General features: G+C 41.9%; 11 protein-coding genes. 10 read left to right on the forward strand and 1 reads right to left on the reverse strand.

The features are described from left to right. Positions 1-49 precede the first annotated feature (49 nt). Positions 50-862 carry a Cof-type HAD-IIB family hydrolase gene (locus tag ACIQXN_RS07880; protein WP_402964275.1) on the reverse strand — a complete coding sequence of 271 codons (813 nt, stop codon included), beginning with the start codon at positions 860-862 and terminating at the stop codon, positions 50-52. A gap of 245 nt (positions 863-1,107) precedes the next feature. Between ACIQXN_RS07880 and ACIQXN_RS07885 the strand changes: the two genes are divergently transcribed. The 10 genes from ACIQXN_RS07885 (at position 1,108) to argF (ending at position 13,401) form a co-directional block, all read left to right on the forward strand. Continuing rightward, the gene (locus ACIQXN_RS07885) at positions 1,108-1,896 is read left to right on the forward strand and encodes a prolyl oligopeptidase family serine peptidase (RefSeq protein ID WP_402964278.1); all 789 of its coding nucleotides are present in this window, start codon (positions 1,108-1,110) and stop codon (positions 1,894-1,896) included. Between the two features lie 111 nt (positions 1,897-2,007). Beyond that, positions 2,008-2,316 carry a metal-sulfur cluster assembly factor gene (locus tag ACIQXN_RS07890; protein ID WP_402867769.1) on the forward strand — a complete coding sequence of 103 codons (309 nt, stop codon included), beginning with the start codon at positions 2,008-2,010 and terminating at the stop codon, positions 2,314-2,316. 116 nt (positions 2,317-2,432) lie between these two features. After that, positions 2,433-3,446, forward strand: a complete 1,014-nt coding sequence (gene moaA, locus ACIQXN_RS07895; protein ID WP_402964281.1) for a GTP 3',8-cyclase MoaA — start codon at positions 2,433-2,435, stop codon at positions 3,444-3,446. Positions 3,447-3,947: 501 nt separating this feature from the next. Continuing rightward, entirely contained in the window at positions 3,948-4,982 is a 1,035-nt protein-coding gene (gene argC, locus ACIQXN_RS07900) for an N-acetyl-gamma-glutamyl-phosphate reductase (RefSeq protein ID WP_402964284.1), read from the forward strand. Positions 4,983-5,001: 19 nt separating this feature from the next. Next, positions 5,002-6,234: a bifunctional ornithine acetyltransferase/N-acetylglutamate synthase gene (argJ, locus tag ACIQXN_RS07905; protein ID WP_402964287.1), complete on the forward strand. Its 1,233-nt coding sequence runs from the start codon at positions 5,002-5,004 to the stop codon at positions 6,232-6,234. A gap of 13 nt (positions 6,235-6,247) precedes the next feature. After that, positions 6,248-7,021, forward strand: coding sequence for an acetylglutamate kinase (gene argB, locus ACIQXN_RS07910; protein WP_402964290.1), 774 nt, complete (start codon positions 6,248-6,250; stop codon positions 7,019-7,021). Further along, on the forward strand, positions 7,018-8,169 hold the full coding sequence (locus ACIQXN_RS07915; protein ID WP_402964293.1) for an acetylornithine transaminase: 1,152 nt from the start codon (positions 7,018-7,020) through the stop codon (positions 8,167-8,169). Before argB ends, ACIQXN_RS07915 begins: the two co-directional genes overlap by 4 nt. A gap of 81 nt (positions 8,170-8,250) precedes the next feature. Beyond that, on the forward strand, positions 8,251-9,333 hold the full coding sequence (locus ACIQXN_RS07920; protein ID WP_402964296.1) for a carbamoyl phosphate synthase small subunit: 1,083 nt from the start codon (positions 8,251-8,253) through the stop codon (positions 9,331-9,333). Further along, positions 9,326-12,445, forward strand: a complete 3,120-nt coding sequence (locus tag ACIQXN_RS07925; RefSeq protein ID WP_402964299.1) for a carbamoyl-phosphate synthase (glutamine-hydrolyzing) large subunit — start codon at positions 9,326-9,328, stop codon at positions 12,443-12,445. Before ACIQXN_RS07920 ends, ACIQXN_RS07925 begins: the two co-directional genes overlap by 8 nt. Further along, complete coding sequence (gene argF, locus ACIQXN_RS07930; RefSeq protein ID WP_402964302.1) at positions 12,442-13,401, forward strand: ornithine carbamoyltransferase; 960 nt, start codon at positions 12,442-12,444, stop codon at positions 13,399-13,401. The genes ACIQXN_RS07925 and argF overlap by 4 nt, the downstream gene beginning before the upstream one ends. Positions 13,402-13,421: the final 20 nt, after the last annotated feature.

The following is a 13,421-nucleotide window of genomic DNA, read 5'->3' on the forward strand; positions in this document are numbered from 1 at the left end:
TCTACTAGTGTGGCTTTTTGAAGGAATTTTATAAAGGTAAAAAATGACGTTATTTCAGATTGAATTTTTCCTCAAGGAAAATGGCAATGCCATCTTCTTCATTGGTTAAGGTGGTCGTATTCGCCACGTTTTTCACCAGTTCTATGGCATTCCCCATTGCGACACCAGTTCCTGCGTAATCAAGCATTTCTAAATCATTATCCTCATCCCCGAATGCGATGATCCGATTTTTGGGGATGTCCAAATAAGTGGATACCCTTTGAAGCCCGACAGCCTTACTTAAGCCACTTTTAATGATTTCAATGATGTGAAAGGGCTCTGCCCAACGACGGTGATCCACCAATTCGGCGTGAACATCCGATAAATGCTGCCGGATTTGACCGACATATTCACTATCGGTATGGATGAGCATCGATGTAGGGGAATCCTTCAGGAAATTCCTGAGGTCGCCGCTTGTCATTTTTGGATTTCCCACATTGAACATATCCATCAATTTTTCGTCATGATGATGGACATATAAATCATCTCTGACCTCAGCGATGATGTTATGATAGCTGAATTGATCACATGCATCGACGATTTCTTTGGCAATCTTGATGTCGAGGGGTGAATGGTACATCCCCCAGCTTGTCTGCAAAGGATGGTGGACAAAAGCTCCATTGAAATTCACGATGGGTGTAGTCAATCCCAATTCACGATAATAGAGTGCGCTTGAGCGGTAGGGGCGGCCTGTTGCAATCATGACCTCATGCCCATCGCTTTTCAATTTTAAAAGGGTCTCTTTTGTACGTGGGGATATTATTTTCTTATCGGTAAGTAATGTTCCGTCAAGATCCAATACGATTAAATGTTTTTCAGTCATATATAGCACCTTCTGTTCTTTTTAATTTCATTATATGCGAATATTGTTAAGCTTAGTTTAAAGGAATTGTAATTCTTTTTCATTCTTTATGCATTCCTGTATGATATTACTAAATGAACGGTTATAATATTCACTGGATTGTAGCGGACTATTTTTCGAACATACTTAAAAAGTTTTTTTAAAATTATGGTTGAGTCACCTAGTGGTCAATCTGCTGTAAACATGAATTATTCGGAGGGATTGAATTGGTAATAATTGAGAAGGAATTAATAGGGCATATTCCTGTTTTGCATGTTGGTGAGCAGTCTGTTTTTAATGACGAACTACCGCTTGTGATATTCATACATGGGTTTCAAAGTGCAAAGGAACATAATCTCCATTATGCCTACCTGATGGCTGAGAAGGGGTTTCGCGTGATTCTTCCCGATGTTGTCTACCATGGTGAGAGAGAGGCAGGTCATAGTGAATCCGAGTTGATGCCACGCTTTTGGGAAATGGTATTACAGACCATAAAAGAATTGCCTTTACTTAAGAACGATTTACTTTCTCGTAAATTGATCGATCCTACAAGTATCGGCATTGCAGGCAGTTCAATGGGTGGTATTGTGACACATGGGGCGCTAGCCACCTATGATTGGTTATCAGCCGGGGTGAGCTTGATGGGCACCCCCTCATACGTTGCTTTTGCGGAACTCCAAATTGGGGAAATTAAAAAAAGAGAAATCGATTTCCCTCTTACCGAAGAGGAAATCACCCAATCGATTGCACAGCTCAAGCCATTTGACCTTAGCTTGAATCGAGATAAATTAGCTAATCGTCCATTATTGTTTTGGCATGGTGCTAAAGATCATGTTGTCCCTTATCAATATGCATATCGCTTTTATGAAGAGCTAAAATCAAGTTATAATGAAATGGATGATAAGATAAAGTTCATTCTCGATAAGAGGGCGGCTCATAAAGTAAGTAGGGAAGGTGTACTACAAACGGTGCAATGGTTTGAGAAACATTTATTGCCAACTATACAAAAAGCTTAAATGAACACGTAAAATCTGTTATGATTCTAATATGAAGATAGTGTTAACTATTTTACTATCATCATCCAGCATAAATATCGTGGTATATGGATTACAAAAGGAGTGAATTAGATGGATCAAGATACAAAAGACATTATTATGGGAGCTTTGGAGCAGGTAATTGACCCAGAGCTTGGAATAGATATCGTGAATTTAGGTTTGGTATATGATGTGGATATGGATGAAGCAGGATTAACGACTGTGAAAATGACATTGACGGCAATGGGCTGTCCATTGGCTGGAACTATCGTGGACCAAGTGAAATTAGTGCTGGAAGATATTCCGGAAGTAAAAGAAACGGACGTGCAAATTGTGTGGAGTCCACCATGGTCCAAGGACCGCATGTCCAGATATGCAAAAATTGCGTTAGGCATTAAATAAATTTCCGTGTATAAGAATGAATATAAAGCCAGTCAAAAAACGGTGAATCCTCATTTTGTGGAGCAGCTTTTTATTGGTCTGGCTTTTTCTAATCCACGAGGGCTAGGGGTGGTTAGTTGACCAGTCAAATAAAAGATTCTTTAGATAGGCCATTAAGAGATTTAAGGATTTCCGTCATCGATCGCTGTAACTTCCGTTGTCAGTATTGTATGCCGGCTGAAATTTTTCACGAAAATTTCCAGTTCCTCCCTAAGAGTGAGCTTTTATCATATGAAGAAATTATAAGGATTTCAACAATCTTTGCAAAACTAGGTGTGAAAAAGTTAAGGTTGACGGGTGGGGAACCGCTTTTGCGTAAAGACCTTACTACACTTATTTCTGAACTTGTCTTAATTGAAGGAATAGAAGATATAGGGTTGACCACCAACGGCGTGTTTTTGAAGAAACATGCTGCCGGTTTAAAGGCTGCCGGTATACAGCGGGTGAATATCAGCCTGGATAGTCTGGACGATGATCTATTTAAACAGATGAATGGTCGGAATATCGGGATAAAACCAGTTTTGGAAGGCATTGAGGCCGCTAAAAAAGCGGGACTTGGGGTCAAGGTTAACATGGTTGTTAAAAAAGAAACGAACGAATCCCAAATCCTGCCCATGGCTCGTTTTTGTAAACAAGAGGGCATTCAACTACGATATATAGAATTCATGGATGTGGGCCATACAAATGGCTGGCAGCTTAAAAATGTTATAACGAAAAAAGAATTGCTCGAAATGCTACAGGGAGAGTTCGATTTGGAACCCGTGGAAGAAGATTATTTCGGGGAAGTGGCAAAACGTTATCGTTATAAAGGAACCACAACAGAGGTAGGTTTCATCACCTCTGTTTCCGAGTCGTTCTGTTCAAGTTGTACACGGGCACGTCTTTCTGCAAACGGTAGCCTATATACCTGTTTATTTAATGGAAAAGGGCATGACCTGAAGTCTTTGGTTCGTTCAGAGATGACCGATGAAGAATTGACAGCCCATATCATCTCCCTTTGGAACCATCGTGATGATCGTTATTCGGATGAGCGGGTAGAAGGTACTGTGAAAAAACAAGAAAAAATTGAAATGTCCTTTATTGGCGGTTAACGTTCAATCTTGATAGGACAAGCAAAAAAACGGGGTGGCAATGATGCCATCCCGTTTTTTTGTTTATAGGCATGAATGAATAAATTATGCGATTTTTATGCATGTATATGTTGAAATAAGATATAATTTTTTGATTTATTCAATACAATTGGATGGAGAAGAGCGGAAGTTTTCCAAGTATTCTATGAGAACACATGCAAAAGTACAACTGAAAGAGGTTGGGAGATATGGGAGCCACATTACAAAATGTATAGATAGGTGCATGAAGGTGGCAGTGAAAGCTTTTTATACAGGAAAACACCAGTTGGATCTGACCCTTAACCGAGTGAAAGGCCCAGGGGCCGGCAGCTTAATCGAAAAATATATCAAATAGTAGTAACAAAAGAGAGAATTTTTTATATAATTTAGTAATTTCATAAAAATACATTTGATTTTATTTTTATTCAATCATATAATAGTAGAATCAAAGAATGACAGGGACTAGAATATAGGAGTGGTTTTATGAACGTTTCAATTGTCGGAGCTACAGGATATGGAGGATTGGAGCTAATAAGGTTCCTGAATAATCATCCTCATCTGCAAATAGAATCCTTACATACTTCTTCCCAATTTGGTCGGAGTATTCATGAAGATAATGCGCATTTAATGCATATGAAAGATAAATTAGAAGCCATTGATCCGGAAAAAATCGCAAAAAAATCTGATATTGTTTTTCTCGCTACGCCTTCGGGTGTTTCCTCGCAATTGATTTCGGAATTTTCTGATCTTGATTTGAAAGTGATTGATTTGTCAGGGGACCTCAGGCTTCAAACTCCAGGAGAATATGAACGTTGGTACAAAAAAGAGGCTGCCCCTCAATCAATCATTGAAAAAGCTGTATACGGTCTAGCAGAATGGAATGCCGAGGAAATCAGGCAATCCACTATCATTGCAAATCCAGGTTGTTACCCAACCGCTACATTGCTTGGCCTTGCCCCTTTATTTACGGAGGGATGGGCTACAGGGTCAGATGTTATTATTGATGCTAAATCCGGGGTGTCCGGGGCGGGGAAGTCTCCTTCGGTTGTAACCCATTATAGTGAAATGAATGAAAACTTCAAAATATACAAAGTGAACCAGCATCAACATATACCAGAAATTGAGCAACAGCTTGGACGATGGTCAAAAGATATACAGCCGATATCTTTTAACACCCATCTCGTCCCGATGACAAGAGGGATCATGGCCACAATGTACGTTAAACTAAATCGGCAAACTTCAACGGCCGAATTAAGGGATTTGTATGAAACCATTTATGAAAACCATCCATTTGTCCGAATGCAGCCGCTAGATCGTTTTCCTTCTACAAAACAAGTATATGGCTCGAATTTTTGCGATATAGGTGTCGCTTATGATGAAAGAACAGGAAGGGCCACAATTGTTTCTGTAATTGATAATTTAGTGAAAGGTGCCGCAGGGCAGGCCATTCAAAATGCAAATATACTAATGGGGATGGAAGAAACAGCAGGATTGTGGAATACCCCGCTTTATCCATAAATTTTTTTGGAGGGAAATAATGAATACACTACAGCCAGTTGAAACAATCAAACAAATTAAAGAAGGAAACATCTTAACCCCACAAGGTTTTAAGGCATCAGGCGTTCATGCAGGTTTGCGCTACGCAAAAAAAGATATAGGTGTCATATTTTCGGAAGTCAACGCATCAGCTGCTGCGGTTTATACACAAAATGTCGTACAAGCCGCTCCAATTAATGTGACGAAGGAAAGTATTTCCTTTACGGGCAAACTTCATGGCATCGTTGTGAATAGTGCCTGTGCAAATGCGTGTACAGGAGAGCAAGGTCTAAGGGACGCGTATGAAATGCGCAAGCTTACGGCACATAAATTCGGTTTGGAAAATCATGCATTCGCCGTTGCTTCTACTGGAGTTATTGGTGAATACTTGGATATGGAAAAAATTAAAAATGGAATAGATTTAATTGAAATTTCGGATACCCAAGAAGCTGCAGAAGATTTTGGTTCAGCTATTTTGACAACGGATATCGTTACGAAGAGCTGTGGATATGAAACGGTCATTGACGGCAAGGTCGTGAAAATGGGCGGTGCCGCGAAAGGGTCGGGAATGATTCATCCTAATATGGCAACGATGCTTGGGTTCATCACAACGGATGCAGTTATAGAAGCCGCTTCTCTACAGGAAGCCTTATCTGCGATTACAAATGATACTTTCAATCAGATAACGGTTGATGGTGATTGTTCCACGAACGACATGGTTCTGGTCTTGGCAAATGGAGAAGCAGGGAATGCTTCTTTATCCAACGCGCATCCAGAGTGGCCTGTTTTTTTGCAATTGTTGAAACAGACTTCTGAAAGTCTTGCAAAACAAATTGCAAAAGATGGAGAAGGCGCAACAAAATTAATTGAAGTCAATGTCCATGGCATGGAGGCGAAACAAGATGCTCAGATGATGGCAAAAACGATTGTCGGTTCGAATTTAGTGAAGACGGCAGCGTTTGGGTCGGACGCTAACTGGGGGCGCATCATTGCCGCTATGGGAAGAAGCGGCGTGAATTTTCAGCCTACACAAGCAACGATTGCCTTTGGGGAGATCGTTGTCCTGAAAGACGGTGAACCCGTACAATTTTCTGAAGAAGAGGCTAAAGCCTATTTAGAAAATGAAAATATCACGATTAATGTCTTCTTACAAGATGGTAACGAATCAGGTACGGCATGGGGCTGCGATCTAACCTATGATTATGTGAAAATAAATGGTAGCTATCGATCATAAGGGGGATGAATGTGTGGGGATTTTAGTCATCAAATGCGGCGGCAGCATTATTAACGAATTATCCGAATCATTCTTTACAAGTATAAAAGAATTACAAAGCCGTGGTTTTCAAATCGTCTTCGTTCATGGAGGCGGTCCTGATATTAACTCGATGCTTGAGAAATTTGAAATTGAACCAGTCTTTGAAGATGGTTTAAGGAAAACGACCTCTGAAGTGTTGGAAGTGGTCGAACTGATGCTGGCAGGCAAATCTAATCGTTGCCTAGTACACAAGTTGGAAGAGCATGGAATAAAGGCTGTAGGCCTAAATGGATCGGATGGCGGCATCCTGACAGGTGAATTCATTGATGAAAAGAAACTGGGAGCGGTGGGGGAAATCCATCAAGTCGATACCGAATTACTGGAACTTCTGTTTGAAAAAGGTTACTGCCCAGTATTGACGCCTATCTCGTGTACAGCAAATGGAAATAAACTAAATGTGAATGCCGATATGGCAGCAGGTTCAGTGGCTAAAGCCCTTTCGGCAGGCATGTGTTTATTTGTAACAGATGTCAAAGGGGTAATGAAGGATAACCAAATCATCGAAAAGCTTTCTGAAACGGAGACGAAGGCCTTGATTGCAGATGGTAGCATCTATGGTGGGATGATTCCGAAAGTAAACACTGCACTATCCGTGTTGGATAAAGGTGTGGAAGAAGTGATGATTGTAAGCGGGAAAGACCTTTTCTACGATAATGGAAATTTTATTGGCACGAAGTTTTTACAGAAAGAAGGGGTATTTAAATGAGTTCTTTATTTCCAACGTATGCAAGATGGGACATAGAACCAGAAACAGCGAACGGAACGAAGCTGTTTAGTATCAAGGGTAAGGAGTATCTTGATTTCACATCCGGAATCGGAGTGTTAAACCTCGGTCATTGTCATGAAAAAGTGAAAGATGCCGTTACTGAGCAGTTGAATAAATACTGGCATGTATCGAATATGTTTCAAAGCTCTTTACAGGAAAAGGTTGCAAAGATGCTTGCAGATGCCTCTGGATTGGACCAGGTTTTCTTTGCCAATAGCGGAGCAGAAGCAAATGAAGCGGCAATCAAACTTGCCCGAAAAGCGACAGGGAAAAGTAAGATAGTCACATGCCTGCAGTCTTTCCATGGGCGGACCTTTGCGACAATGGCGGCAACCGGGCAGGAAAAAATCAAGAAGGGTTTCGGTCCGATGTTAAGCTCTTTTGAATATGTACCATTCAATGATAACGAAGCTTTAGCGGCCGCAGTGGATGATGATACGGCAGCGGTCATGATTGAAATCGTCCAAGGGGAAGGTGGGATTCATGTTGTTGAGCAATCCTATTTGGATGCAATAGCGGCTGAATGCAAAAAGCATGGAGCACTCCTAATCGTCGATGAAATCCAAACAGGGATAGGACGGACAGGTAAACCATTCGCCTTTCTTCACTTCGATATCCAGCCAGATATTCTTACTACTGCCAAAGGGCTTGGAAATGGACTACCTATAGGGGCAATGATCGGCAAAAGGGAATTGGAAGAATTCTTTGGGCCTGGCAGCCATGGTTCGACATTTGGAGGAAACCCCGTGAGTGTCGCAGCTGCAGAAGCGGTCCTAACTGAAATATTACAACCGGACTTCTTAAAAGAAGCAGAGGAAAAAGCTGAGTATCTGAAAAGTGGATTGGTTAAGGCGTTTGAGGGTGTAGGAGAGGTAGTTGAGGTTCGGGGTCTTGGGTTGATGATCGGCATAGAATGTAAACAGGAAGTTCAGGCATTTATATTGGAGATGCAAGAGGCTGGTCTGCTTTTATTAAGTGCCGGACCGAATGTTCTTCGTTTGCTGCCGCCCCTTACGGTGGATAGATTGGAAATGGACCAGGCTATCGGGAAGATAACTAAAGCATTGAAAACAAAACAAATATTCTAAATTATTAGTATTTTTATAGATTAAAATGAATAATTATGCTACTGTTTATATAAATATACATCTTCAGAAGAGGTGAAGAACTTGAAAAACTATTTATGCTTAGAAAACGGTTCTGTTTTTGAAGGGGAACTGCTAACTAAACCGACCAAAAAAGCAATCACCGGGGAGATCGTCTTTTTTACCGGCATGACCGGATATCAAGAAGTATTGACTGATCCTTCCTATAAAGATCAAATCGTCATTTTCACCTATCCTTTAATAGGCAATTACGGAATTAATAAAGTGGATTTTGAAAGTAAGAAGCCACATGTGGCCGGTGTTATTGTATATGAAGGTAATATGCACCATTCACATTTTCAAGCCGAATATTCCCTTAGTGAATATTTAGATAAATGGGATATCCCACTGTTGAGCCATGTGGACACAAGGGCTGTCGTCAAGAATATCCGTCAAGAAGGCTCCATGCAGGCGGCCATCGCGGTGGACGGCCAATATACTTTCGAATCCAAGCTAGATGGTCTAGCTGCGCATGTCGCCGTCGTTTCAACTAAACAGTTTGAAAGTTACGGGGAAGGCGACAAGCATATTATTTTGATGGATTTCGGTTATAAAAAATCCATTCTGACTTCATTGATCGAGCAAGGTTGCCGTATTACCGTCGTTCCTTTTGACACCACATTCGAACAAATCGCGAAATTGAAACCGGATGGCATTTTGCTTTCAAATGGGCCTGGGGATCCAAAACAGCTTGAATATTTGTTAGCTAATATCAAGAAAATCATTTCGAATTTTCCTACAATGGGCATTTGCCTGGGGCATCAATTGACCGCACTTGCTTTTGGAGGCAATACGAAAAAAATGCTGTTTGGGCACCGAGGTGCGAACCAGCCCGTGGTCGATTTGAAAACGAAAAGGGTATATATGAGTTCACAAAACCATAGTTATGAGGTGGATGAACCAAGTTTGGAGGGAACATCACTTCAAGTACGGTTCCGGAATGTGAATGATCATACTGTGGAGGGGCTTATGCATAAAGACCTTCCGATTTTTACGACACAATACCATCCTGAAGCAAATCCAGGACCGGTTGAAAGTTCTCTGTTATTCAATGACTTTTTACAAATGATAAATGATTATAGCGGGAGAGAGAAAGCATATGCCTAAAGACAACACGATACAGACAATCTTAGTAATTGGTTCAGGCCCGATCGTCATCGGTCAGGCCGCTGAATTTGACTATGCAGGAACACAGGCCTGCCTCGCTCTAAAAGAGGAAGGATATAGAGTCATTCTTGTCAATAATAATCCGGCGACCATCATGACGGATGAGATGAATGCGGATGCAGTCTATTTCGAGCCATTGACAGTGGATGTATTGGAAAAAATCATTGCCAAGGAAAAGCCAGACGGTCTGCTTGCCACATTAGGCGGTCAAACCGGGCTAAATCTTGCGTACCAGTTAGATGATGCAGGGATTCTTACAAAATACCAGGTCAAATTATTGGGGACACCGATTGACTCCATCAAAAAGGGGGAAGATCGTGAACTTTTCCGTCAACTGATGCTTGAAATTAATGAGCCAGTACCGGACAGTACAATCGTCCATACGTTAGAAGAAGCTTTAGCTTTTGCCGAAAAAATTGGTTTTCCAATCATTGTTCGACCGGCCTATACACTTGGTGGAACGGGTGGCGGGATTGCGGAATCCATGGAGGTTTTCAAGGAACTTGTACGGGGTGGGCTTCAAGAAAGCCCGATTACACAATGCTTAATTGAGAGGAGCATAGCTGGCTTTAAAGAAGTAGAGTACGAAGTCATGCGTGATGGAAACAATACGTGCATCACCATCTGTAATATGGAAAATATCGACCCCGTGGGCATTCACACAGGCGATTCCATTGTCGTGGCACCATCACAGACATTGTCTGATGATGAGTTTCACATGCTGCGTTCTGCCTCTATTAAAATCATTTCCGCCTTAGGGATCATCGGGGGCTGCAATATTCAATTTGCACTTGACCCTAACAGTAAACAGTATTATTTGATTGAAGTGAATCCGCGTGTCAGCCGTTCTTCTGCATTGGCTTCCAAAGCGACCGGATATCCAATTGCCCGTATCGCCGCAAAACTGGCTGTCGGCTATCATTTATCCGAGATTATCAACCCAGTAACGAAGAGTACGTATTCGAGCTTCGAACCTGCCCTGGATTACGTAGCTGTCAAGTTCCCGCGTTGGCCATTCGATAAATTCACCACGGCACACCGTAAATTGGGTACACAGATGAAAGCGACAGGAGAAGTGATGGCGCTGCACCGTAATTTCGAAGGCGGCGTACAAAAGGCCATTGATTCTTTAGAATTAAAAACGAATGGGCTTCAGCTGTTATCGTTAAAGGATAAATCCGTACCCGAACTATGGGAAAAGCTTGCAGAGAAATCGGATGAAAGAGTTTTTGTCATTTTTGAGATGCTACGTAAAGGTGTGACGATTGAAGAAATCCATGAGGCCACCGCGATTGATTACTATTTCCTTCACTCTTTCGCTTTGCTGATCGAGACTGAACATGAAATCTCTGCAAAGACCATCGAATCGGTCACCAAAGAAGAAATGCAGCTGTACAAGGAAAAGGGGTTTTCAGATCGCTACCTCGCTTCTGTATGGAATGTTAGTGAAATCGACGTGAGGGCACATCGTAAATCACTTGGTATAACCGCAGTGTATAAAACGGTGGATACATGTGCTGCCGAATTTGAATCACATACGAACTATCATTATTCGACTTATTTTGGTGAAAATGAACAAAAGACAACGGAAAAGAAGAAAGTCCTGATGATTGGCAGTGGCCCAATCCGAATCGGCCAAGGAATCGAATTCGATTACTGTTCCGTTCATGGCGTTTATGCACTTCAAGATGAAAATGTGGAAACGGTCATGATTAATAATAACCCTGAAACGGTCAGTACGGATTTTGCGACGGCAGATCGTCTATATTTCGAACCTTTGACTTTGGAATATGTTTTGAACGTCATCGAAGCGGAAGATATCGAGGATGTCATTGTCCAGTTTGGGGGACAGACTGCAATCAATCTGGCAAAAGGGTTAGAAGACTACGGAATCAATCTGCTTGGTACTTCATTTGACATGCTTGATCAGTTGGAAGATCGCGATCGTTTTTATCAACTATTGCACAACCTGGAGATTCCCCATGTACCAGGGACAATGGCGGATAGTGTAGAACAGCTAGTTGAATATGCGGAAGAAATCGGATTCCCGGTCTTATTACGCCCTTCCTATGTCATCGGTGGTCAAGGTATGGAAATAATCCGTTCAAAGGAAAGCTTGCTGAACCGAATCGAAAATGGCGTGGCACTTGTGTATCCGGTCTTGATTGATTCTTATATTCCGGGCAAGGAAGCGGAAATTGACTTGATAGCGGATGGTAAGGAAATCTATATCCCAATTGTAGCCGAACATGTGGAAAAAGCAGGGGTTCATTCAGGAGACAGCATGGCTTTACTGCCTGCACAGTCCCTTTCGGATGATATCAAAGAAAAGATGACAATGTATGCAGAAAAGCTTGTAAGAGAGCTTGGATATAAAGGGCTTATGAATATCCAATTCGTCATCGAAGGCAGCAATGTCTATGTACTCGAAGTGAATCCGCGTGCTAGCAGGACGATTCCAATCATCAGTAAAGTGACGAACGTCTCCTTAGTGCAAATTGCGACAAAAATATTGCTTGGGAAATATTCTTTAGCAAATATGTTTGAAAAAACAGGTTTAATGGAGGATATTCCGTATTCGGTCGTTAAATATCCAGTGTTCTCAACCTTCGCCTTAAGCGGCCTTGATTCAAAAGTAGGACCGGAAATGAAATCCACAGGTGAAGGCATCGCAATCGGGGAAACCATGGCTGAAGCGCTAACGAAAGTGTTTCACGCTCAAAAGGCCAAACATACGACAGGTGTATATCAATCTGAATCAGTCCAACTAAGCGAAGGGTTGCTTAAGCAAATCCATGGGGCCGACCTGGAACTAACAAATTCGGACTTTGATCAATGGCTAAAGGAAGGCAATGCTGCCGTTGTTTTGGCTTATGGAGCCACTGAAGAAGATAAGAGATTAAGGTTATTGGCTGCCAAATATCGACTGCTGGCCTTCACAGAAGAAGAAACATTTAAAGCTTATCTACAATCACTGAAGCAGGCTGACCCAACTGTTACCTCATTGCAGGAATGGCTTGTAACTTATTCGAAAGGGGTATCACACGTATGAATGCATTGATGGCACAGACGCACTCGAAAATTTTGAGCGGAAAAGATTTCTTGACGATGAAAGAGACTACATCAAAGGAAATTTCAGCGTTGTTAGAATTGGCACAAAACATAAAAGCCAAATTACATGCTGGCGAGGAATATAAGCCATTGACAGGGAAAACATTGGGGATGATTTTTGAAAAATCCTCCACTAGAACCCGTGTATCCTTTGAAGTCGGTATGTTACAGCTTGGGGGCAACGCTTTGTTCCTAAGCAGCAATGATTTGCAAATCGGGCGTGGAGAACCCATTTCCGATACGGCGAAAGTCCTTTCCGAATACATCGATGGCATCATGATCCGTACTTTCGAACATGAAAAAATCATGGAATTGGCTGAGAATGCATCCATTCCAGTCATTAATGGGTTAACCGATCTTGCACATCCTAGCCAAGTGATGGCGGACTTCCTGACCATTCTGGAATTGAAAGGGAAGTTGACAGGGTTAAAAATGAGTTACATTGGCGACGGAAATAATGTAGCCAATTCCTTGATGGTTGGCTGCGCCAAAATGGGGATGAATTTCTCTCTTGGATGTCCGGAAGGCTATAAACCGGACGAAGAAATCGTTGCCTATGCGAAGGGAGTTGCAGCTGAAAACAACTGTGAAGTGGTCGTTACGACTTCAGCAGTGGAAGCAATTAAGGACGCAGATATCGTTTATTCCGATGTGTGGACATCCATGGGCCAAGAACTGGAAAACAGCATCCGTTTAGAAGCGTTCAAGAGTTATCAAATCAATGGGGAACTGGTTAAGCATGCAAAGAAAGATTATATATTCATGCACTGCTTACCTGCACATAGAGAAGAAGAGGTGACTGCGGAAGTCATCGATGGACCGAATTCAGTCGTTTTCCATCAAGCGGGTAACCGTCTGCATGCCCAAAAGGCGCTTCTCGTAGATTTACTGTCCTGATAAATTAGGCGCCTGCTTTT

This window comes from Peribacillus sp. NPDC097295, assembly GCF_044761665.1.
GTDB lineage: Bacteria > Bacillota > Bacilli > Bacillales > DSM-1321 > Peribacillus.